The sequence below is a fragment of the Mucilaginibacter sp. genome (assembly GCF_028288185.1).
GTDB lineage: Bacteria > Bacteroidota > Bacteroidia > Sphingobacteriales > Sphingobacteriaceae > Mucilaginibacter.
In genome coordinates this window covers 1-21,567 of the sequence record NZ_JAQBOF010000033.1, presented here as the reverse complement: position 1 = coordinate 21,567, position 21,567 = coordinate 1, and the positions used below count along the sequence as shown (strand labels likewise).

22 protein-coding genes and 1 pseudogene are annotated in these 21,567 nt (G+C 39.2%); 16 read left to right on the top strand and 7 right to left on the bottom strand.

Going from position 1 to position 21,567, the window contains the following annotated elements; genetic code table 11:
* Position 1: 1 nt before the first annotated feature.
* The 6 genes from JWQ34_RS14785 (at position 2) to JWQ34_RS14760 (ending at position 3,542) form a co-directional block, all read left to right on the top strand.
* A complete protein-coding gene (locus JWQ34_RS14785) occupies positions 2–208 on the top strand; it encodes a helix-turn-helix transcriptional regulator (protein WP_299358371.1) in 207 nt (68 codons plus the stop codon).
* 146 nt (positions 209–354) lie between these two features.
* Positions 355–1,017, top strand: coding sequence for a DUF4397 domain-containing protein (locus tag JWQ34_RS14780; RefSeq protein WP_299358369.1), 663 nt, complete (start codon positions 355–357; stop codon positions 1,015–1,017).
* A gap of 115 nt (positions 1,018–1,132) precedes the next feature.
* Entirely contained in the window at positions 1,133–1,813 is a 681-nt protein-coding gene (locus JWQ34_RS14775) for a DUF4397 domain-containing protein (protein ID WP_299358367.1), read from the top strand.
* 221 nt (positions 1,814–2,034) lie between these two features.
* Complete coding sequence (locus tag JWQ34_RS14770) at positions 2,035–2,757, top strand: class I SAM-dependent methyltransferase (protein ID WP_299358365.1); 723 nt, start codon at positions 2,035–2,037, stop codon at positions 2,755–2,757.
* A gap of 123 nt (positions 2,758–2,880) precedes the next feature.
* Positions 2,881–3,162: a pyrimidine/purine nucleoside phosphorylase gene (locus tag JWQ34_RS14765; protein WP_299358363.1), complete on the top strand. Its 282-nt coding sequence runs from the start codon at positions 2,881–2,883 to the stop codon at positions 3,160–3,162.
* Positions 3,163–3,212: 50 nt separating this feature from the next.
* Positions 3,213–3,542 carry a YbjQ family protein gene (locus JWQ34_RS14760; RefSeq protein WP_299358361.1) on the top strand — a complete coding sequence of 110 codons (330 nt, stop codon included), beginning with the start codon at positions 3,213–3,215 and terminating at the stop codon, positions 3,540–3,542.
* Between the two features lie 86 nt (positions 3,543–3,628).
* Here JWQ34_RS14760 and JWQ34_RS14755 read toward each other — a convergent pair whose 3' ends face one another.
* Positions 3,629–3,826 carry a hypothetical protein gene (locus JWQ34_RS14755; protein ID WP_299358359.1) on the bottom strand — a complete coding sequence of 66 codons (198 nt, stop codon included), beginning with the start codon at positions 3,824–3,826 and terminating at the stop codon, positions 3,629–3,631.
* Between the two features lie 287 nt (positions 3,827–4,113).
* Between JWQ34_RS14755 and JWQ34_RS14750 the strand changes: the two genes are divergently transcribed.
* A complete protein-coding gene (locus JWQ34_RS14750) occupies positions 4,114–4,320 on the top strand; it encodes a hypothetical protein (protein ID WP_299358357.1) in 207 nt (68 codons plus the stop codon).
* Between the two features lie 69 nt (positions 4,321–4,389).
* Here JWQ34_RS14750 and JWQ34_RS14745 read toward each other — a convergent pair whose 3' ends face one another.
* Positions 4,390–4,857, bottom strand: a complete 468-nt coding sequence (locus JWQ34_RS14745) for a CYTH domain-containing protein (protein ID WP_299358355.1) — start codon at positions 4,855–4,857, stop codon at positions 4,390–4,392.
* A gap of 173 nt (positions 4,858–5,030) precedes the next feature.
* On the opposite strand from JWQ34_RS14745, the gene JWQ34_RS14740 reads away from it, so the two are divergent.
* From JWQ34_RS14740 to JWQ34_RS14730, 3 genes and pseudogenes are all read left to right on the top strand, one after another.
* Positions 5,031–7,787, top strand: coding sequence for a carboxypeptidase regulatory-like domain-containing protein (locus JWQ34_RS14740; RefSeq protein ID WP_299358353.1), 2,757 nt, complete (start codon positions 5,031–5,033; stop codon positions 7,785–7,787).
* 154 nt (positions 7,788–7,941) lie between these two features.
* Positions 7,942–8,805 (top strand): annotated as a pseudogene (locus tag JWQ34_RS14735) (aldo/keto reductase).
* A 91-nt stretch (positions 8,806–8,896) separates the two neighbouring features.
* Positions 8,897–9,646 (top strand): hypothetical protein, encoded by a 750-nt coding sequence (locus JWQ34_RS14730; protein WP_299358350.1) that lies wholly within the window; start codon positions 8,897–8,899, stop codon positions 9,644–9,646.
* Between the two features lie 58 nt (positions 9,647–9,704).
* Here JWQ34_RS14730 and JWQ34_RS14725 read toward each other — a convergent pair whose 3' ends face one another.
* Positions 9,705–9,995 (bottom strand): YciI family protein, encoded by a 291-nt coding sequence (locus JWQ34_RS14725; RefSeq protein ID WP_299358347.1) that lies wholly within the window; start codon positions 9,993–9,995, stop codon positions 9,705–9,707.
* A gap of 143 nt (positions 9,996–10,138) precedes the next feature.
* Between JWQ34_RS14725 and JWQ34_RS14720 the strand changes: the two genes are divergently transcribed.
* The 4 genes from JWQ34_RS14720 (at position 10,139) to JWQ34_RS14705 (ending at position 13,539) form a co-directional block, all read left to right on the top strand.
* Positions 10,139–11,308: a galactokinase gene (locus JWQ34_RS14720; protein ID WP_299358345.1), complete on the top strand. Its 1,170-nt coding sequence runs from the start codon at positions 10,139–10,141 to the stop codon at positions 11,306–11,308.
* A 62-nt stretch (positions 11,309–11,370) separates the two neighbouring features.
* On the top strand, positions 11,371–11,904 hold the full coding sequence (locus JWQ34_RS14715; RefSeq protein WP_299358344.1) for an RNA methyltransferase: 534 nt from the start codon (positions 11,371–11,373) through the stop codon (positions 11,902–11,904).
* Positions 11,905–12,102: 198 nt separating this feature from the next.
* Positions 12,103–13,236 carry an acetamidase/formamidase family protein gene (locus JWQ34_RS14710; protein ID WP_299358343.1) on the top strand — a complete coding sequence of 378 codons (1,134 nt, stop codon included), beginning with the start codon at positions 12,103–12,105 and terminating at the stop codon, positions 13,234–13,236.
* Positions 13,237–13,248: 12 nt separating this feature from the next.
* Entirely contained in the window at positions 13,249–13,539 is a 291-nt protein-coding gene (locus tag JWQ34_RS14705; RefSeq protein ID WP_299358342.1) for an antibiotic biosynthesis monooxygenase, read from the top strand.
* A 15-nt stretch (positions 13,540–13,554) separates the two neighbouring features.
* Here JWQ34_RS14705 and JWQ34_RS14700 read toward each other — a convergent pair whose 3' ends face one another.
* Together JWQ34_RS14700 and xth are read right to left on the bottom strand one after the other, a co-directional pair.
* The gene (locus JWQ34_RS14700; RefSeq protein ID WP_299358341.1) at positions 13,555–14,223 is read right to left on the bottom strand and encodes a DUF4397 domain-containing protein; all 669 of its coding nucleotides are present in this window, start codon (positions 14,221–14,223) and stop codon (positions 13,555–13,557) included.
* 125 nt (positions 14,224–14,348) lie between these two features.
* Positions 14,349–15,122 (bottom strand): exodeoxyribonuclease III, encoded by a 774-nt coding sequence (gene xth, locus JWQ34_RS14695; RefSeq protein ID WP_299358339.1) that lies wholly within the window; start codon positions 15,120–15,122, stop codon positions 14,349–14,351.
* A gap of 363 nt (positions 15,123–15,485) precedes the next feature.
* Between xth and mutS the strand changes: the two genes are divergently transcribed.
* On the top strand, positions 15,486–18,062 hold the full coding sequence (gene mutS, locus JWQ34_RS14690) for a DNA mismatch repair protein MutS (protein ID WP_299358337.1): 2,577 nt from the start codon (positions 15,486–15,488) through the stop codon (positions 18,060–18,062).
* A gap of 108 nt (positions 18,063–18,170) precedes the next feature.
* Positions 18,171–18,731 (top strand): C40 family peptidase, encoded by a 561-nt coding sequence (locus JWQ34_RS14685; protein ID WP_299358335.1) that lies wholly within the window; start codon positions 18,171–18,173, stop codon positions 18,729–18,731.
* A gap of 9 nt (positions 18,732–18,740) precedes the next feature.
* On the opposite strand, the gene JWQ34_RS14680 is transcribed toward JWQ34_RS14685, so the two are convergent.
* Together JWQ34_RS14680 and JWQ34_RS14675 are read right to left on the bottom strand one after the other, a co-directional pair.
* Positions 18,741–19,478: a TMEM175 family protein gene (locus JWQ34_RS14680; RefSeq protein ID WP_299358333.1), complete on the bottom strand. Its 738-nt coding sequence runs from the start codon at positions 19,476–19,478 to the stop codon at positions 18,741–18,743.
* A 150-nt stretch (positions 19,479–19,628) separates the two neighbouring features.
* Positions 19,629–21,536 carry a DUF3857 domain-containing protein gene (locus JWQ34_RS14675; RefSeq protein WP_299358331.1) on the bottom strand — a complete coding sequence of 636 codons (1,908 nt, stop codon included), beginning with the start codon at positions 21,534–21,536 and terminating at the stop codon, positions 19,629–19,631.
* Positions 21,537–21,567 lie beyond the last annotated feature (31 nt).

Genomic DNA, 21,567 nt, shown 5'->3' with positions numbered 1-21,567 from the left:
CATGCCCATAATAGTAAATTTAGATGTGATGATGGCGCGGCGCAAAATGTCGTTAACCGAGTTGAGCGAGCGGGTGGGTATTACCATGGCTAATTTATCCATCTTAAAAACCGGCAAAGCCAAAGCTGTCAGGTTGGAAACATTAGAGGCTATATGCCGAGTTTTAAACTGCCAGCCCGGTGATATACTGGAGTTTGTTGAAGAATAATTTTAGTTGATGATGAACTTTTTGTAAATATTGGGTCTAAGCTGATATTATTACTGCGTGATTATTATCATGAACGTTCTTACGAATCAATTATAATTTTATATCATTACGCAATAAATCTTTTTTCCAGACGTATAAGTCGAACTATGAAAGCTAAATTAAACCCAAGATCAATATTCCTATCAAGCGTTGCATTATTAATAATAACCGCTTTCACATCATGCAGTAAAAAAGCCGAAGTTACCGGTACTTCATACATACAAGTAACTAATGCTTCGCAAGCAGCATCGCCTATAGATTTTTATGTGGATAATACTAAAAAAAACAATACCGCTTTAGCTTATAACCAAAGCTCAGGTTATATTTCTGTAACAAGTACAGATCATCCTGCTTTGATTAAAACATCAGCTTCGGGCGTTATCGCGGCAACTTTTAATATATCGCCACAGCCAAATGTATATTACAGCATATTTTATTTTGGTGCTAACACCGCGGCCTACCAGGATGATATGACGGCCCCGCAGTCAGGCAAAGCAAGGATAAGGTTTATCAATCTAAATCTGGGGGTCACAACAAATGTTGATCTCGGTATATCAGGCGGTGCTATAATAGTTTCTAATTTAATTGCGGCCCTGGCTTCTGATTATCTGGAAGTTGCCCCCGGCACTACTTTTTCCTTATATGCATCAGGCTCAAGTACGGTATTGTTAAGTATACCTACCAACATACAGGCGGGCCATATTTACACCATTTATGTTTCGGGTGTTACACAGGCCGATCTGGCAGCTACCGTATTATTACAAAAATAGTTAGTTAATAGGTTTATTAACTGCTTAATTCAGGTTCAAAACTTGCTTTTTTTCAATCTTTAAAAACCAATAGCTATAAATATAGGTTATTCAACATATCTATATTTAATTAACTATGAAAAAGAAAATTAGCATCCAGACCCCTAAAACCTTAATCACAATCATTGCCCTGTTATTATTAACAGTATGTATAACCTCTTGTAGTAAAAATAATAGCAGCCCTATAACCGCATCCGCTTATGTAATGGCAGTTAATAGTGCCGAGGCATCGTCACCGCAAGATTTTTATGTAGATAATAACAAAACAAATTCATCAGCAATGGCTTATACCCAGGCATCGGCATACGCTACCGTAAAAGCCGGCGATCACCAGGTACAGTTTAGAAACACAGGTACAACAACTGTAAATAGCTCTGGCACATTATCAACTTCAGGCGCTAACTATTACAGTGTTTTTTATACCGATAATAAATCAACGGTGACAACTACTGATGATCATTCTGCGCCTAAATCAAACAAAGCAAGAGTGCGTTTTATCAATTTAAGCTCGGCCGTAAATTCAAGTGTCGATTTTGGTATTGGTACCGGCAATAAAATTGTAACCGGCCTGGCTTACCGTGCAGCATCAGCTTATTATGATATTGATGCAGCTACTACTTTTTCGTTGTATGCCACTGGTTCAAGTACCGTAATGTTAAATATACCGGCAACCATACAAGTTGGGCATATTTATACTATTTTCATTTCGGGCGCTACAACCGCCACCGTAAGCTACCATGTATTAGTACAAGATTAATTATTTAACCACTTAACAAAAAAAGGTCCGCTGTAATTCACATTTGCAGCGGGCCTTTTTTGTTTTTCATAGTTAAGTAAATTATTATTTACTTAGCCTTATTATGAAGATAGTTTATATAGCCGTGCTATTTATTGCAATTATAATGTTTATACGCACTATAAGGCGTTAATAAAACGCTATCTTATTAAAGACAACCTCAATCTAAATACACTTATGTTATGAATACAAACTATACCGATAAAGCCACCAATGAGGAGATTAGAACCCGGTTTGATAATGATGTTGAACGTTTCTCTAATTTGGATACCGGCCAGGCCACTACTATTGACGCGCCATTGACTATGGAGCTTTGCACTGAGGCTGCAAAATACATCAACCCAAATGCTAAAAACCTGTTGGATATTGGCTGCGGCGCGGGCAACTATACATTAAAAATGCTAAGCAAGATCAGCAATCTTAACTGTACTTTAAATGATCTGAGTATGTCGATGTTGGAACGCGCCAAAGAACGGGTATCTAAACAAACCAATGGCGAGGTAAGCATTATACAGGATGACATGCGTAACCTTAACCTGCCCGATAATCATTTTGATATTATACTAGCCGCTGCAACTTTCCATCACTTGCGTGAGGATGCCGATTGGGAAAATGTTTTTAGCAAACTATATAAAACATTAAAACCCGGGGGCAGTTTATGGATATCAGACCTGATAGCACATGATACCGAACCATTGAACCGTTTGTTTCAGCAACGCTATAGTGATTATCTGGATATACTGGGCGGCCCTGAATATCGCCAGAAAGTATTAGACTATGTTGCACATGAGGATACCCCACGCTCTGTAAATTATCAAATGGATTTATTAAAGAAGGTAGGATTTACTTATGTGGAGATACTGCACAAAAACTCTTACTTCGCTGCATTTGGGGGGATAAAGTAATATTGAATAACGAATGTTGAATATCGAACATCGAAGGGTATCCGACTTCGACATTTATTATTCGATATTCAATGTTCGATATTTTTTAATTTTTTCACATCTTCGGCCACAAAATAAAAAACCATGATAAACGTAAACGAATATTTTGACGGCGCGGTAAAATCACTTGCATACATGGCGGCTGACGGTAAATCAACTATCGGAGTTATTGAAAGCGGCGAATACGAATTTGGCACATCAACCCACGAAACTATGACCGTTATCGAGGGCGAACTTATTGCTTTACTACCTAATACACAGGCTTGGGAAACTTTTACCAATGGACAATCTTTCGAGGTGCCTGCTAACACATCATTTAAAGTAAAAACTACAGGTCAAAGTTCATACTTGTGCAAATACAAATAATATAATTTGTTGAATGATTATATTTGATAGGGAAACTTAATTTATCACTTATGGATCATTCATTGATTACAACCAGCATTAACTTAGAGGGTTATCGTATTGTTAAACATTTAGGTGTAGTACGCGGCATAACAGTACGAAGCAGAAGCATTGGCGGCAATATTGCCGGCGGGCTTCAATCTTTATTTGGCGGCAGGCTTTCTATATATGTTGAGCTTTGCGAAAACGTCAGGGAAGAAGCCTATCAACTATTGATACAACACGCGCAGGCAATAGGCGCCAATGCTATTATTAATATGCGTTATGATGCCAATGAAATTATGCAAGGTATAACCGAAGTGCTGGCTTATGGCACTGCTGTAGTGGTTGAAAAAATATAAGGATGATTTCACTGATTAGGTTTTGATTACACAGATTGTTATTGAGGGATCCGTGTAATCAACTTTATAAATCAGTGTAATCCTCACTAATTAAAATAAGACATCGGGATATGTTTCCACATACCGTGCGATAGGCCGCCTGTCAATAATTCAAAAATCAGATATATCGGCCAAAATATATAGCATAGTATAAGCATTATTATAGAGTGATTATAATACCAGTTTATCATTAATGCATACAGGCCCAACAACAGGTATAAAATACTCGAATCTCTTTTTTTCATTGTGTGATAGATTTAAAAACAACTATTTTTTATACTAATGTAAATATTATTTGCTTTTAATATTTGCTTATTAGGCACATTTAAGATGCTCAAAAAAGGATACACACACTGCAAAAAGCAATAAAGTTTTCCACAAATCAACAAAACAGCTTTAAAAGGGCCATTTATCCACATTTTTCGGGATAAAAAAAATCCACATTTATATACTACTTAATAAAAGTAAACTATGTTTGTGTAAACAATTCACACCTAACAAGGTTAACCGTTAAACAATTAAAAACTTATTTATGGCAACATCAGGCATCACAGCTTATTCAGTGAAAACGAAAACCAAAAACGTACCTATGCTAGATCCTACTATTGATGTAAAATCAGGTAGATACATTGCTACAGGTAAAGACAGTGCAGGCAATAAAATGGCTGCAATTATGAGCAAAGCTACGGCTGAAGGTCATATCGCTAGTGGAGCTGCTAAAAAAGGCAGTGGCTGGTAAGTAACTATTATCGGGTAACACCGGCATAACAATAAGGCAGGTTTTTCATAAAGCCTGCCTTATTTATTTCTACCATATTTTAAATGGATGCGCCGATAAGCTGGAATTAAAATATCGCCCATCCCCGCTTACTTCCTGGGCTACCCAGAGTGGTAGTTCAAATTGTTCATCTTCACTATCCAATTCAATCTCTGCAACTATAAGGCCTTCATTATCTCCTGCAAATACGTCTACTTCCCATAACTTATTTTTATAAGCTATACAGTACCTGGTCTTCTCTAATCGGGTTTTAACAAATTGTTCAAATAACTCGGTCGCTTCATTAACGGGTATTTCGTACTCGTACTCATTGCGGCTTATACCTGTTGTACCGCTTTTTAAAGTAAGGAACGCTTGCTCATTGGTTATACGCAGTCTTACCGTCCTGTCTTCATCATCAACAATATAACCTTGCTGCATTTTAATACCCGCGGGTTTAGGTAGCTGGTCCCACTGTTTATGGTCTACCAAAAACTTTCTTTCTATTTCAACACCCATATTAAAATTCGTTATTAAATAAGCAAACAGCAATTATAAGTCTTTGTTGGTGTTTAATTTTATCGCATTATACTACAAAATGTAAAAAAGTGTTAAAGTGTAATATGCTTAGCTATACTATTGCATAAATAGATATATTTAACCATCTTTTTAATTGCCTTGAGCCCTGCTAAATGAATTTAAGAAAATTTACGTCTATACTATCATTATTGTTCCTGGTTTGCTTGTCTGCATTTGCGCAAACCGACACTGTAAGTGTAAAAACTATTGTTAACAAAATCATAAAATATAATAGTGAATACCCGTTTGAAAAAGTTTACCTGCATTTTGACAAGCCTTATTATGCAGTTGGTGATACTATTTGGTTTAAAGCATATTTAACAACTGATGTTACTATTAATGATGATATGACCAAAAATAAGCATCTGCCATCAACCGTAAGTAAGGTTGTTTATGTAGATGTATTGACCAGTAAAGACTCGACAGTACAAAGGTTAAAACTACCGGTTACAGATGGTATGGCCTACGGCGATATTAAGCTGCTTAAAGAAAACTATGCCGAAGGTAATTATCATATAAAGGCCTACACCAATTGGATGCGTAATTTTGATGCCGCCTACTACTTTAATAAAACAATACCCATTGGTACAATTGTAGATAAAAACGTATTTAACAGCATTACCATATCAAGCCAGCTTAAAAACAATACAGCTAAAGTAGACGCGATTATACATTATTACACAGCAGATAACCGCGATTACGCGGGCAGAAAAGTGAGTTGGAGAGTACAAAACACAGATGACGAAACCTTGGGTAAGGGCAAAGGCGTTACCGATGCTAAAGGAAACATAAATATTAGTTTCGCCACCAATAAAACAGCTGCGCTAACTACCGCTACGCTGGTTGCAGGTATTGATATTAATAACAACACCATTACAAATTCATTTACTTTAAAAAATGCCGTGGCACCGCCTGATGTCCAATTCTTTCCGGAAGGTGGCGAATTATTAAACGGTATAAAATCTAAAGTGGCATTTAAGGCCATAAAGCCTGATGGATTGGGGGCAGATGTAAAAGGCACTATAGTTGATAATACTGGGACTGTAGTAGCTACTATTACCGCACAACACTTAGGCATGGGTGTATTTGAACTAACCCCCGTGGCAGGTAAAACTTATAAAGCCAGTTTAACCTTCCCAGACGGATCACAAAACAGCTATGATCTGCCCGGCGCTAAAGATAATGGTATTACGCTGGCCGTAAACAATACCGATGCAGAGAAAATAGCTATTACATTTTCGGCAAGCGATGCTTTTTTTGCGACAAACAGAAACAAAATGATTGCTATTGTTGGGCAATCGGGCCAGGTTGTTTGCTATGCAGGCCAAACCCAGTTAACAACCCCAATATATACGGCAACTCTCTTAAAATCCAAGTTCCCTTCAGGCATTGTTCAATTCACCATATTTACTTCAACCGGCGATGCATTGGCCCAGCGTATTTGTTTCGTACAACGTAATGATCAGCTAAAAATAGGTTTAAGCACCCCCAAAACTACCTACACAGCCAGAGATCAGGTAGCTTTTAATGTTACAGCAAAAACTGCTGATAATAAACCTGCACTGGCTAATTTATCAGTTACGGTGATAGATGGAACCAAAGTACCTTTTAATGAAAATGCAGAGACCACCATTTTAACTAACCTGTTACTTACCTCTGAGCTGAAAGGTTATATAGAAAAGCCCAATTATTATTTCAATAACATCAATGATAAAACGGCTGCCGACCTTGACATTTTAATGCTGACGCAAGGTTATAGGCGCATTATTTATAAAGATGTTTTAGCAGATAAACAACCTCAGCTAAAGTTTGATGCAGAGGATGGTATCTCTGTTTCGGGATCATTAAGAACAGCAACCGGTATGCCTGTACCTAATGGTATTGTTAATTTCTATATCAAAAACATGCGGGTATCTGCAACCGTAAATACAAACCGGGATGGCGAGTTTAAAATTTCAAAGTTGTTTTTTCCTGATTCTGTAAAGGGAGTTGTTAATGCTAAAGGCAATTACAATGGCAATAACATGATGATAATGGTTAACAACAGCACGCCACAACAACCAACACCTAATATTAATGCGCCCGATGAGTTGCTTAATATTGATACCACTTTAAACGCTTATTTACAGAATGATAAAAAGCAGTCGTTAAACTCGCACGTAATTAAAGAGGTTGTGATAAAAGAGCGCGTGGCTGTTAAAGTAGCAAGCCATAAAGATTATCCATTTTTGGTAGGCTTGGGCAATATACCAGACCATGTTATAGATGGAAGTCGCCTTACAGGCTGTGCATCACTTTATGAATGTATTAAGAATACACTGCCAGGTATTACTTATTATGAAGATAAATTATACCTAAGCCGCGACTATAATGCTGGCAAAAGAATTGAAGCTGCCATTTATTATGATGGCGCGGTGGTTGATTTTAGCAGGCTTACAAGCGTAGATCCGGCAACGATAGATCAGATAGAGGTATTTGCCAGCGATGGATTAAGCGGGCTGAACAGAATGGATAATACAAATGGCGTTGTTGTTATAAGCAGCAAAAAAGTCGAAAGAAAACCGTTGGATAAAGAATTGCTTAAACAACTACTAACACCGCAATTTAGCGCCGTGAACTTTAACCCTAAAGGCTATTATATGGTCAGGGCGTTTTATTCGCCTAAATATGAAGCTAACAAAACCGGTGCGTTTGGTGGCGATTTAAGAACAACTATTTATTGGAATCCCAAAGTAGTAACCGATAAAAACGGCACCGCTGCATTTGACTTTTTTAATGCCGATGGTACCGGCACCTACCGTGCTATTATTGAAGGTATAGACAGTGAAGGCAATATCGGGCGTACCGTTTATAAATATACTGTACGGTAACGCCAAAATGTTAATCATATTAAAAAAGCAGCGAGTTGGCTAATAGGCCAGCTCTTTGTTTTTAAGTACACCTCGTATAATATATTTTATAAAGAACAATCTGTATAAATTCATTGTTTATTTACCTAAACAACAAACAACAAACAACAATATTATGGCTAATTCAATTGATATATATAACAAAACATTTAACATAGATGGCGATATAACGGTTAACCGATTGGGCTATGGTGCCATGCGCATTACAGGCAAAGGTATTTGGGGCCCTCCTGAAGATAAAAATGAATCAATCCGTGTATTAAAACGTGCTGTTGAGCTTGGGGTAAACTTTATTGATACAGCCGATAGTTACGGGCCTTATGTATCTGAAGAATTAATAGCCGAGGCGCTATACCCATATCCGGACGGGCTGGTTATTGCTACCAAAGGAGGGTTAACCAGGACAGGCCCGGATCAATGGCCCGTAAATGCGCATCCCGATCACTTAAAAGAAGCATTGAACGGGAGCTTAAAACGTCTCAAGCTTGAGCAAATAGATTTGTACCAACTGCACCGCATTGATCCGCATGTACCGGCAGAGTTAACATTTGAATTTTTACAACTGGCGCAACAAAGCGGCAAGGTTAAACATATTGGTCTATCAGAAGTTAGCGTTGATGATATTAAAGATGCCGAACAGTATTTTAAAGTAGTGTCTGTACAAAATATGTATAGTGTCGACAATCGTAAATGGGAGGCTGTATTAAACTATTGCAAAGAGCAGGATATTGCTTTTATCCCCTGGTTCCCGCTTAATGCGGGCAATGTTGCAGCACAGGATAAGCTTAAAACTATTGCTGATAAATATGGTGCAACCGTACACTAGGTTGCTTTAAGTTGGCTGTTAAATCATGCCGATAATATTTTGTTGATACCCGGTACATCAAGTGTAGAACACTTAGAAGAAAATATGAAAACCACCGGGCTGAACTTAACTGACGATGATATTAAAATTTTAGATAGTATTTCGCCGGCATAGCCATTTTAAGTTTATTAATTATTTGCGAATGCGATAAAACATTTTTACATTTAGCAGACAAAGTTATTAAAATATTACTGCGCAAGATTTTATGAAAAACCCCCTTATATTCATAATCCCTGTTGTTCTTTTAGGTATTACAGCTTGTAAAAAACTAGGAGATCCAACACAACTCTCGGCAATTACAAGTGATGAATCAGCTATAATGATAGCCGGCTCATTGGCATCGGAATCAAACGGTTTTGTCAGCCTTTCAAATGATGCCACAATAACTTCACAAACAGTATATACAACCAATAAAGGTTGCGGTATTACTCATACTGATACTATAAGTCACCAAAGTTTATCGGGTGCATCTATTACTTACAGCTTTAAACACGTAATAACTAACAAGCTTAATTGTAATGCCAATAAACAGCCTGATAATGTAACCAGTAATTTAACTTTTAGTGGTAGTTATAACGGTCCTAAATTATCGGCAAAACAAAGTGGCAGTACAAACACAACTGTTGCAGGTTTAACACCTACCTCGGCTGTTTACGTTATAAACGGACAATTTAAAAGTATGGGGTCTTATAAGTTAAAATCTGATACAACCCGCGCAGGCACTATTGCAATTGATATAACCGTTAAAAATGTTGTTATATCAAAAGCTACGGTTACAATGCCGGCTATAATTACCGGCGGCACCGCTACAGCTACCATTACCGGCAACTCGCCTAAAGGCGCATTTTTGTTTGACGGCACTTTAACTTTTGCAGGTTTTAATGAAGCTATATTAACACTAGGCAATAATAGTTATTCTATTAACCTTTCAACGGGCGCTGTCGCCAAAAGATAAAGAATATTCATTAATAGGAGAAGTTGGGTAATGCCCGGCTTTTTGTTTGATGTTTTATTTACACATTAGCCACCTTAAAAGGTTTTATATCAACCGACTCCCAGATTTTCTGCGTGAGGTAAGGTTCGCCTTGCTGCCAGGCATCCAATTCTTCCTCGTTTTCAAACTGAAGGATCATGGTTGAGCCTATCATTTTGCCTTCTTCGTTAAGCATGGCACCGCCCAAAATGTAGTTACCTTTAGCTTTAAGTTCTTTAACGCCGTCTAAATGGTGCGGCCTTACACCCATCCTTCTGTCGAACGCTCCTTCATCAGTATGATCGTATGCGGTTATTAAGTATTGATTCATGATTTTAATTTTTAAGTCGATACTAATTATAAGTGGAACAAGTCACTTTATATTCTGTTTAATTATTATCAATTTTTACCGCCAATATTAAAACAAATAGTGTAATATTTACAATATTTGCCAAACCAATAATATAATTAAAAATGAAACACAGTCTGCCACAAAAATTTAACGAGATATATAATAAAGAAGCCCAACACGCTTATTTTTCGCCGGGAAGAGTAAACCTTATCGGCGAACATATCGACTATAACGGCGGCTTGGTTATGCCTTGTGCAATTACATTTGGCACGTACTTACTAATAAACTCTAATCAGGATAATGTTTTCCGTTTCAGAAGTTTAAATTTTGATGAGAACCCGGAAATTACCATACAAGACAGCTATACAAAAGATGGCGATGGCTGGTTTAATTTCCCGCTGGGTGTTATTGATCATTTTACAAAAGACGGCCATAAAATAACCGGGTTAGATATGCTGTTTTTTGGCGATATTCCTATCGGTGCGGGTTTATCATCATCTGCGTCAATAGAGGTAGTAATGGCTTACGCTTTAAATGATCTTTTTAATGCAGGATATAGCAAGCTTGACCTGGTAAAAATTGCAAAATCGGTCGAGAATAATTTCATTGGCATGAATTGTGGTATAATGGATCAGTTTGCAGTAGCCTTTGGCGAAAAGAATAAAGCCATTGTACTAAACTGTGATACTTTGAAATATGATATCGTACCCAGCAATTTAGGCAATTATGTACTGGCAATTATCAACACCAATAAATCCCGCAAGCTAGTTGAATCAAAATACAACGAACGTGTGGAAGAATGTCAGACTGCTTTAAAAGCGCTTAATAAGGAATTAAACATTCATTATTTATGCGATATTGATACAGCGACTTTCAATCAGCATAAGAATTTAATAACAGATGAAGTTGTACGCAAACGTGCCCAACATGTTGTTGAAGAAAATGATCGTGTTAAACTGGCCGCCGATGCGCTTGCTGCAAACAACCTTGCAGAATTTGGCAAACTAATGTATGCCTCGCACGACTCATTACGCGACCTCTACGAGGTTAGCGGAAAAGAGCTGGACGCAGTAGTAGAATATGCCAAAACTAACCCACACGTAGCCGGAGCACGTATGACAGGTGCAGGATTTGGCGGCTGTGCCATAGCACTGGTTAAAGAGGATGAATTTGAAAATTTCAGCAAAGAATTAAACATCTACTATACCGATAAAATTGGATATGCACCATCAATATATCAATCATTGATAGGCAATGGCGTAGGAAGCGAATTAGCAGCGAGTGCTGAGTAATGAGTGCTGAGTTTTATATTACAGTAACTCAAAACTTATCACCCGTAACTCAAAACTAAAAAATGCGTAAATTAAAACTAGATGAGCTAAACCGCGCTACAATAACCGAATTTAAGGCGCAGCAAAAGCTACCCGTTGCGGTTGTGCTGGATAATGTGCGCAGTATGCATAATATTGGTTCTATCTTCCGCACATCTGATGGATTTGCTGTCGGGCAGATCTGTTTATGCGGCATTACCGCCCAACCCCCGCACCGCGAAATAGAGAAAACTGCTTTAGGCGCAACACAATCTGTTAATTGGACCTACCATACTGATGCCCTAGAGGCAGTTACCCAACTACGTGCTGATGGCTACCAGATCATTGCTATCGAGCAAGCTGAGAATAGCCTAATGCTTAATGAATTTACGCCTGATAAAAACGCCAAATATGCTTTGATATTTGGCAACGAGGTAAATGGTGTTAGCGATGAAGTGATGCAGTTAATTGATACCTGTATTGAAATACCGCAATTTGGCACTAAGCATTCATTTAATATCGTGGTATCGGCCGGTATTGTTTTGTGGGATTTCTTTGCTAAATTGGCTATTGGTTGAATAGCCAAAAAACTTACGAAGCTTAATTCGGTATTGTATGTTTTTTTATGGACTCATTGAAGGCTTCGCCGTTAAACACTTCGATTGTTCGAAACGTAATAGGTCATTTCACCTTCAAAGCCATGCGGGATTCTAAAACTCAGAATGACAGTCTACTTTTATCACCATGAATTACTATCTTAGTAAAAACAACAATTCATGGCACACAGCAACCCAAACAACCGCCGGGACTTTCTAAAAACAGCCGCTAAAGGCGGACTAGCCTTATCATTAAGCGGCATGGCCGCAAATGCTTTGGCTGATGTAGCTATTGTAAAAGAGCCGCCGATAAAGCCTGATCACCTGATACGCTCTGTACCCGAAAACATGGTTTGGGGCTATTATGGGTTTGATGTGCCACCAGTTGCCCGCATAAAAGCCGGAGACATTGCCGAGATTCAAACTATTAATACCACGGGCATTGGCCGTAAGGACCCCGAAGCATTTTTTAAAGCCAATAACCTGCCACTTGATGAACAGGCAAAAGATATTATTGAGATCTATAAAAAAGTTAAGCCCGAGCCGTCAGGCTTGAGCGGGCACATGCTTACAGGCCCCATTTACATTGAAGGCGCCGAGCCGGGCGATACTTTAGAGGTAAGAATATTGGATATTGTTTTGCGCAGCGATTATGGTGTAAATGCGGTATGGCCAAAAGGAGGCGACCTGCCTGACGATGTAAAAACGCGCGAAAACTTTGTTTATAAATACGATAAGAAAAAACATACCGCCACCTTTAAACCGGGCGTGGAGATACCTATTAAACCATTTATGGGTGTAATGGCAGTATCGCCACCGGCAGAAATGAAGAGGATAAGTTCTATTCCGCCGGGGTTTTATGGGGGTAATTTAGATCTGAAACACATGGTAAAAGGCACTACGCTTTATTTGCCAGTATCTGTTAAGGGCGCTTTATTTACCACCGGCGACTGTCATGCCGCACAAGGAACCGGCGAAATTAGTGGCGTAGCCATTGAAGCATCGCTTACGCTGATAGCTAAATTTATAGTACGTAAAGATAAACCCATTAAAAGCGTTCGTGCCGAAACATCGACCCACTTTATTAGCATAGGTCTTGACCCTGATCTGAACAAAGCAATGAAAAACGCGTCATCAGAAGCAGTAAATTTTATTAAGGACGACTTGGGCTTTACTTTTAACGAAGCGCTGTCAATAGCTAGTACCGGGGTTGATTTTGAAGTTACACAAGTGGTTGATCAAACACTGGGAGTACATGCCATGATCCCTAAATCGATCTTTCCGGATAAAAAGTTTGAATACTGGAAGGCCTGATAATTATTACCCATGATCCTGGAAGCAGCCCTACTAAACGTTATTGCCGGACAAGAAACCCAATTTGAAAAAGACTTTGCAACAGCCGGGCAATATATCAGCGCGATAAAAGGTTATATCAAACACTCGTTAAGCAAATGTATAGAGCAGCCTAACCAATATTTATTATTGGTCGAGTGGGAAACGTTGGAAGATCATACCGTTAGTTTCAGGCAGTCGGCTCAATATTTAGAATGGAAAAAACTACTGCATCATTATTATGATCCGTTTCCGGTGGTGCAGCATTATGAAGCTGTTGGCTAAAGATTCAGTACCCTGTCAATCAAGAGTTAGTAATTGAGCTTTAACGCCAGATGATGATGAGCCTGTAAGATAAATAGTATATAAATGCCCTGCCTCGAGCGTAACGGCTATATCCTTTATGATCACATTTGATCCGCCCGTGTACAATGTAAACGCGGTGCCGGCATTAAAATCATAGTAAGCAGAGTATGTTCTGTAATCAAGGCCGCTTAAAAATTTGATTCCTTTTGCTATGCCAATATCCACTGTCCCAATAATACTGCTCAGGTTAATAAAACGTACGCGGCATTGCCCGGCTTTAGGTGCTGTACGTTCGTCTTCAAGCTCTAATACTAATTTATCTTCGGCGTAAAAAATACTGTAATAGAAAGGTGCCGTCACACTAAATGTGCTGGTGTTGTTTAAAGTAGAATTTACCGAAGATTTAACTTGTAGCTGGTGCCCGGCAGCTTTTATTTCGAGATAGCCGGTTGATTGCGTATAAGCTAACGGCTGGTTATTTACTTTGATATTATCTACAAAGAAATCCTGCGTTACCAAACCGGGCGAGGCATTAATAAATGTTACATGCCCTGATGTTTCAGTACTGTCGCTAACCTCATTTTTTTTAGTGCAGGATGAAACGCAAACCAATGTTGCTAAAAACAAAACAATAGCTTTAGATCCTGTCAAATCAGTTTTCATTTCAAGGGCGGGGTTAGCAACTTATGCTTGTTAAACAAATCTATTGCTAAAGTTTTACATATACTATATCGCGCAGCTAAAATAAAGTGATTCAGGCAGATGATCGAAGCATCTCTGAAACATTATTACACATCCGCCAATTCAATCCAAACCGGCGCATGATCACTTGATTTTTCCCAGCCGCGTACATGCTTGTCAACACCGGCTGCTATCAAACGGCCTTCAACCTGCGGACTCAATAAGAAATGATCTATCCGTAAACCGGCATTGCGGCCGTAGGCGTTTCTAAAATAATCCCAGAAAGTATAAATGGTTTCTGTGGGATATAGCTTGCGTAAAGCGTCTGTCCAGCCTTGTGCTACCAGGCGGTGAAAAGCCTCGCGGGTTTCGGGACGAAATAAGGCATCATCCAACCACCGCTCGGGCTTGTATACGTCTTGTTCGGTAGGCATTACGTTATAATCCCCTGTTAAAACTACCGGGATACCGCGCGCCAGCAAGCCCGTGGCGTGGCTTATTAAACGTTCGAACCATTGCAGCTTATAGTCAAATTTGGGCCCGGGCGCAGGGTTGCCGTTAGGTAAATAAAGACAACCAATAACAACACCGCTTACAAAAGCTTCAATATATCGGCTATGCAGGTCCTCCGGGTCGCCGGGCAGGCCGCGTTTTAGTTCCTGTATCTCGCCTTTGGCTAGTATAGCTACCCCATTCCAGCTTTTTTGGCCGTGCCAAATTGCGTTATAGCCGGCATCAATAATTGCCTGTTCCGGAAACTTTTCCTGCGGAGCCTTTAATTCCTGCAGGCAAACCACATCCGGTTTGGTTTCTTCTAACCAGCGCAGCAACACTGGCAGGCGGCCATTAACGCCGTTAACATTGTAGGTAGCTATTTTCATAAAGCTAACATACAAAATAATTTTTTCGGCTAACAAATTTATCCATTGATATGGTGGCGCTATATTGTCAGAAACAGATGTGCCAAAACTTACGTAAAAGTCAGAAAAAGTGTACCAATTTGTATCATGAAATCAAAACCTAAAAGTCAATTAATTTTATATCAATTAGTTATGAAAAATGGTGTGCCAAAGTGTATCATGGTGACACATTCGCACGTGGCACACTTTGTAATGCCGCGCTATCCACAAAACGTCGAATTTTCAACAATCCGCATAAAGCCCAATCAATGCATTAACTTTACCCATTCACTTAAAATGTAATAATCCGCCTTGGCAAAAGACGCTATTAAAGAAACGCCCTTAATGCAGCAGTATAATACTATTAAGGTTAAGTACCCCGGTGCTTTGCTGCTGTTTCGCGTAGGCGACTTTTACGAAACCTTTGGCGAGGATGCCATTAAGGCCGCCGGTATTTTGGGTATTACGCTTACCCGCCGGGGTAACGGTGCCGCCACGTTTATTGAGCTGGCAGGTTTCCCGCACCACTCGTTGGATACTTACCTGCCCAAGCTGGTGCGTGCAGGCCAGCGTGTCGCTATTTGCGACCAGCTGGAGGACCCCAAAACCACAAAGACCATTGTAAAGCGCGGCGTTACCGAACTGGTTACCCCCGGCGTTGCTACTAACGATAATATCCTCAACCAAAAAAGTAATAACTACCTGGCATCGCTGTATTTCGAAAAGAATAGCATCGGTATTGCCCTGATAGATATATCAACCGGCGAGTTCCTGACCGCGCAGGGTAATAGCGATTATATTGATAAACTACTGCAAGGCTTTACGCCCAGCGAGGTGATCTACCAAAAAAGTAAACAGTCTGACTTTAAAGAAAGCTACGGCGACCGTTACTATACCTACACCCTCGATGAATGGCCCTACAGCGGCGATTACGCGAACGAAACGCTGTTAAAGCACTTTGGAGTTAAATCGTTAAAAGGCTTTGGTATAGACAAGCTAAACCTGGGTATTGTGGCTGCGGGTGTCGCGCTGCACTACCTTAATGAGACTGAACATAGAAACTTACAGCATATATCGGCTATTAGCCGAATAGAAGAGGACAGATACTTGTGGCTGGATCGTTTCAGCGTGCGTAACCTGGAACTGATAGGATCGGCCAACGAAAACGCCAAGACCCTGGTTGATGTACTGGATCAAACCAGTTCGCCAATGGGGGCAAGGCTGCTGCGCCGTTGGATAGTAATGCCGCTAAAAGAACTTAAACCTATTAACGACCGTCTGGGTGTGGTTGAATACCTGATAGCCGAGGAAGAGCTGCGAGAAGAGTTACAACAATACATTCGCCAGATAGGTGATTTGGAGAGGCTGGTATCCAAAGTCGGCCTGCAAAAAGCCAATCCGCGCGAGGTTTGCCAGCTTAAAAAGGCGTTGATAGCTATTGAGTCGATAAAGAAATTGTGCGAGCAATCCATCAGTCTGCCGCTAAAAGCTATTGGCGAGCAATTGAACCCATGTACGCTCATCTGCGAGAAAATAGCTAAAGAACTGCACCCCGAGCCACCGGTTATGGTGATAAAAGGATCGGTAATGAACGATGGGATAAATGAGGAGTTAGATAGGTTACGCAAAATTGCATTCGGCGGTAAAGGTTATTTACTGGAGATACAAAAACGCGAGGCGGAAGCCACCGGGATACCATCTTTAAAAGTATCGTTCAATAATGTATTTGGGTATTACCTGGAAGTTACCCATAGTCATCGCGAAAAGGTACCAACCGAGTGGATACGTAAGCAAACCCTTGTAAATGCCGAGCGCTACATTACCCCCGAACTAAAAGAATATGAGGAGCAAATACTGGGTGCCGAAGAGAAGATATTCACCCTCGAAACTAAACTATATAACGACCTGCTATACGCCCTGGCCGAGTTTATAAAGCCTATCCAGTTAAACGCGCAATTGATTGCACGGTTAGATGTATTGCTAAACTTCGCCACCATATCCATCAAAAACTACTACGTCAAACCCCAAATGAATGACAGTAAGGTTATTGATATCAAAGGCGGACGACACCCGGTTATAGAAAAGAACCTGCCACAAGGCGAGGAATATATTACCAATGATGTTTTCCTTGACTCTGAAACGCAACAGATCATTATCATTACCGGGCCAAACATGGCGGGTAAATCGGCACTGTTAAGGCAAACCGGGTTAATTGTATTGATGGCGCAAATGGGATGCTTTGTACCGGCAAAATCAGCCTCATTGGGTTTGGTAGATAAGATATTTACAAGGGTAGGGGCATCTGATAACCTATCATCAGGCGAGTCAACCTTTATGGTGGAGATGAACGAGACAGCAAGTATCCTCAATAATTTATCAAACAGAAGCCTGATCTTGTTAGATGAGATTGGCCGCGGTACCTCAACTTATGACGGTATCTCTATTGCCTGGTCAATAGGCGAATATTTGCATAATCATCCAACGGCTAAAGCCAAAACCTTGTTCGCAACCCACTACCATGAGCTGAACGAGTTGAGTAATAGCTTTAATCGCATAAAAAATTATAACGTAACGGTTAAAGAAATTGGTCACCAGATCATTTTCCTGCGCAAGTTGGTACCGGGTGGCAGCGAGCATAGTTTCGGTATACACGTAGCTAAACTGGCCGGTATGCCGCAAAAGGTTTTAAGCCGCGCTAACGAGATCCTTAAAAAACTGGAGAACGAGCGTACCGGTGGTGAACACATTAAGGACAGTATCCGCAAGGTACAAAAGCAGGCAGTGCAAATGCAAATGTTCAGTATTGATGACCCGGTGCTGGTTAAAATACGTGATACCCTGAATAACTTGGATGTAAATACCTTAACACCTGTTGAGGCGCTGATGAAACTGGACGAGATACAGCGGGTAATAAAAGGGTAATTTGATTTCGGATTTCGGATGTTCGATATCGGATTTTGTCATAGGATGATGTTGATATGTTAACAACATGTCCAACCTGTATTAAGCCTTTCCTTTTACTTTTATGGTATGAAATTAAAACGCTATGCTTTATTGCTTTGTGTTGCCGCGATCATTCTATCAGGATGTCATAGTAAAAAAGCAGTTTTAAAAGGCGAAGCCGGCGAAATTGTAAAACCCCAAACCAGTATAGCCGAAAAGTACGCAGCTATTATGGGCGTTGATAAAGACGCTATTACCAATGGTCGGTTATATAACTTTATTGAATTATGGACAGGTGTTCCCTATAAATTTGGCGGATTAGATAAAGATGGCGTAGATTGCTCGGGCCTTACTTTATTATTGGAGCAGCAGGTTTATGGCATCAATTTACCACGCATAACTTATCAACAGGTTGCCATTATCAAACGCAAGTACGAAGACGAACTAAAAGAGGGTGACCTTGTGTTTTTTGATTTTGATGGAAAGCAATACAGTCATGTGGGTGTGTACCTGCAAAATGGTTATATAGTTCATGCCAGCTCAACCAAAGGTGTTATTGTGGTGCCGTTGCATGGGGCTATGTATAAATATTTTTCGCGGGCAGGTTCAATTATCACCGACTCAACGGTAGCTGCACAGGCTAACTAGATTCTATTGTTATTTTATACTCCGTTTTATCTTTCTGGGTTTTATAGATTGAAATAAGCGCACCAGTAACGGCCCGTTATATTCTTCGGGATAGTATTTCCTGGTGTATGTTTTAATAATTAAACTATAAAAAAACACAGGAGCTATAAGATAATAATATTGAAGTTGGAGGTAATTTATAGCTACCATAAGTAAAACCATTATAGGTGCAATAAATAGATTGATCTGCTGCATCTTCCATTTCAAGGTTGTTTCCAACTGTGGCGTATTAATACAAAGTGTTTGTTTGTTTTTAACAAGGTGCTGTGATATCAGCGACTGCATAAAAATTATTGAAAAGAAGATAATAAAATAGACCATATATCCCATTGCATATTCCGGTTTTTTGGGAGAGATACTGCCTGTAATCAAAGATATTGCGAAAGGAAATAATGTTACAGAAAATAAGAATACAAGATTTAAAAAAACCAGTTTAATGTCATAATCCTTTAAAAACCTAAACAGCTTTAAATGTATTACCCAAAACCTACCCACAAGCCCAAAAGTTACCGCATAACCGGCGAGTTTAAGAAACAACTCTGCGATAGCTTCTTTAAATTTTTCGGGAGGTAAATGACGTGCACCTTCAGGAAGCTTTATTTCTAATACCATAATTGTTAAAATTATAGCGAATACAGCATCTGTAAATAAAATAATGCGCTCCAGTTGGAACTCTTTCTTTATTTCCTCTTCTTCTTTTATATCCATAGCTAAATATAATTCAATATTTTTGCAATTAATATGTCAAAGCAAGATTATTCATTCTGGACTAAATACAAACGATTTGCCGGTACCGAAATATTACTATATGTTATAATGGTGTTGGGGATTATAATCGGAATATGGATATTTAGTTAATTACCTTTTTATAAGGCTTACACTGTAATTATCCGCATCAGCTATATGTTGATAAAAGTTTACCAGGTCGGGATAAATATCTTTGCTGTAATTACCATCAATTACCTGCATTTTACGCTTGTAAATTAAGGTTTGGCCGTTTAGCTGCATCGTAGCTGTGTAGCTTCCGAATGGTGTGTTAATAGTAACATTTAACGGAATTTTCTCTAAACGATAGCCTTGCGGAATGGTATAACTTATTTCATCCTCATTGGTAAAACCTTCATTTATATAAACATCATTTAGCCGGTTTCGTACCTCGCGGGGCGCATGTGTGTTACGGTTTGCAGCGTTAATTAGAAAATATAATTTGTTACCACTGTTTGATGCATATTCGCGAGCAGTAAACTTTAAAGTCTCGGTAGTTGTGGGTAAGACATCTTTAATTTGTTTAAAGGTGAATTTTTCAACCTCAAAGTTGTTTATTGGATATATATGCGTTAATTCTTTAAACACTTCGGTTTGCGACCCATTAATTAATGCTTCTCTGTCATCGTAAAGTGTGCCTTTAAAAAGTGTTTCCATATCACCTGATAATTCGCCGGCATCATTTATTATCAAGTTAGCCTTACGTAATTGCACATTATTAATTGATGTATATTTGGGGGTATGCATTAGCTTACCGCCTTGCGGAGTACAAGCAAGCACTGTACGGTCATCAGTAAAATCGCCTAAAAAACCGAAAGGTATTTTTTGATTGGTACACTCCAGCCAGGTTGTATCATTTTTAAATGGCAGGCATAAAATAACATGGTTTCCCTGGTCTATACTTGCAAAGTCCCTGATCATACTTGTTTTATTATTGCCTGCTTCAACAACACAATAGTAAGACTCAATATTAGCAGTTTTAAGCAAAGCGTGAGTATAGTTAACTAGTGCTTTACAATCGCCATAACTTACTTTATCAACTTCGGCAGCGGTAAATGGTTGATAACCGCCAATACCTATTTGCACACTGATATAATGCGTTTTTTGCTGCATAAACTCATATATTTTGCGTGCCCTTTGCTTGGGGTCAGTAATATCTTTTGTTAGATTTTTTATATTGGCAATGGTTTCGGCTGATAGTTGATCGCGGTTTACCAGTAACTTATTATTCATCCATTCGCCAAATTCTTTCCAGTTGGTAAATGAGCCGTTTATACCTTCATAAATAAAATTTTCGGGAGCTATTTTAACCCTGCTTGCGTAAGTATCCGGATTTGGGCTAAATGGTTCTTCCTTAACTGCTTTCAGATTGCTTATTTGCCAGCTATATTTTTTTAAACCTGCCGCGTTGTTTGCTATTAATGCTCTACCTGGGAGGTTGGTTTCTTTATAACGAATATTAAAATCGGGCTTACAAATGAACGTATAAGAACTTTTTTCGACAGCCATGCCCCACCGCGAATTAGGCGTCCAATCCTGGAAAATAAGCGATTGTTTTGACCTTACTTCATATTCATACTCAATGGTATATGGATAATCTATTACAGCAGGGATATAGTGTTTAACACGCTCATCATTAAATAACGAAAAACCATCAGCCGCATACACATCCTCAAAATTCTTGTCAGAAAACTTGCCTGTTTGCTTGCCCCAGGCATCGTATACTAAGCCTTTTATAATTTTCACCGTATAATTTTTATTATACCATATCCCGATGTGAGCCAAATCGTCACCATTTTTATTTAAAACAGTGATAGCCGCTTTAATGTGATAAATAGTATTATCCAACGATTTTACCTCTATCACCTCTTCTTTATTACGCACTACAGCGCTGGCATAAGGCAATAAGTTTTTAGGGATTAAGCTAACATCATAATTAGCTTGCGCGTTAGTTGCTATAGTAATTATAAATAAACAAAATGTTATCAGTAGTGATCTCATTGTTTTTTCTTAAATATCATTTCTGTTTTTT

Coding starts and splice junctions, on each gene's coding strand:
- JWQ34_RS14785 (WP_299358371.1), top strand. CDS start 2: ATGCCCATAATAGTAAATTTAGATGTGATGATGGCGCGGCGCAAAATG.
- JWQ34_RS14780 (WP_299358369.1), top strand. CDS start 355: ATGAAAGCTAAATTAAACCCAAGATCAATATTCCTATCAAGCGTTGCA.
- JWQ34_RS14775 (WP_299358367.1), top strand. CDS start 1,133: ATGAAAAAGAAAATTAGCATCCAGACCCCTAAAACCTTAATCACAATC.
- JWQ34_RS14770 (WP_299358365.1), top strand. CDS start 2,035: ATGAATACAAACTATACCGATAAAGCCACCAATGAGGAGATTAGAACC.
- JWQ34_RS14765 (WP_299358363.1), top strand. CDS start 2,881: ATGATAAACGTAAACGAATATTTTGACGGCGCGGTAAAATCACTTGCA.
- JWQ34_RS14760 (WP_299358361.1), top strand. CDS start 3,213: ATGGATCATTCATTGATTACAACCAGCATTAACTTAGAGGGTTATCGT.
- JWQ34_RS14755 (WP_299358359.1), bottom strand. CDS start 3,826: ATGAAAAAAAGAGATTCGAGTATTTTATACCTGTTGTTGGGCCTGTAT.
- JWQ34_RS14750 (WP_299358357.1), top strand. CDS start 4,114: ATGGCAACATCAGGCATCACAGCTTATTCAGTGAAAACGAAAACCAAA.
- JWQ34_RS14745 (WP_299358355.1), bottom strand. CDS start 4,857: ATGGGTGTTGAAATAGAAAGAAAGTTTTTGGTAGACCATAAACAGTGG.
- JWQ34_RS14740 (WP_299358353.1), top strand. CDS start 5,031: ATGAATTTAAGAAAATTTACGTCTATACTATCATTATTGTTCCTGGTT.
- JWQ34_RS14730 (WP_299358350.1), top strand. CDS start 8,897: ATGAAAAACCCCCTTATATTCATAATCCCTGTTGTTCTTTTAGGTATT.
- JWQ34_RS14725 (WP_299358347.1), bottom strand. CDS start 9,995: ATGAATCAATACTTAATAACCGCATACGATCATACTGATGAAGGAGCG.
- JWQ34_RS14720 (WP_299358345.1), top strand. CDS start 10,139: ATGAAACACAGTCTGCCACAAAAATTTAACGAGATATATAATAAAGAA.
- JWQ34_RS14715 (WP_299358344.1), top strand. CDS start 11,371: ATGCGTAAATTAAAACTAGATGAGCTAAACCGCGCTACAATAACCGAA.
- JWQ34_RS14710 (WP_299358343.1), top strand. CDS start 12,103: ATGGCACACAGCAACCCAAACAACCGCCGGGACTTTCTAAAAACAGCC.
- JWQ34_RS14705 (WP_299358342.1), top strand. CDS start 13,249: ATGATCCTGGAAGCAGCCCTACTAAACGTTATTGCCGGACAAGAAACC.
- JWQ34_RS14700 (WP_299358341.1), bottom strand. CDS start 14,223: ATGAAAACTGATTTGACAGGATCTAAAGCTATTGTTTTGTTTTTAGCA.
- xth (WP_299358339.1), bottom strand. CDS start 15,122: ATGAAAATAGCTACCTACAATGTTAACGGCGTTAATGGCCGCCTGCCA.
- mutS (WP_299358337.1), top strand. CDS start 15,486: ATGCAGCAGTATAATACTATTAAGGTTAAGTACCCCGGTGCTTTGCTG.
- JWQ34_RS14685 (WP_299358335.1), top strand. CDS start 18,171: ATGAAATTAAAACGCTATGCTTTATTGCTTTGTGTTGCCGCGATCATT.
- JWQ34_RS14680 (WP_299358333.1), bottom strand. CDS start 19,478: ATGGATATAAAAGAAGAAGAGGAAATAAAGAAAGAGTTCCAACTGGAG.
- JWQ34_RS14675 (WP_299358331.1), bottom strand. CDS start 21,536: ATGAGATCACTACTGATAACATTTTGTTTATTTATAATTACTATAGCA.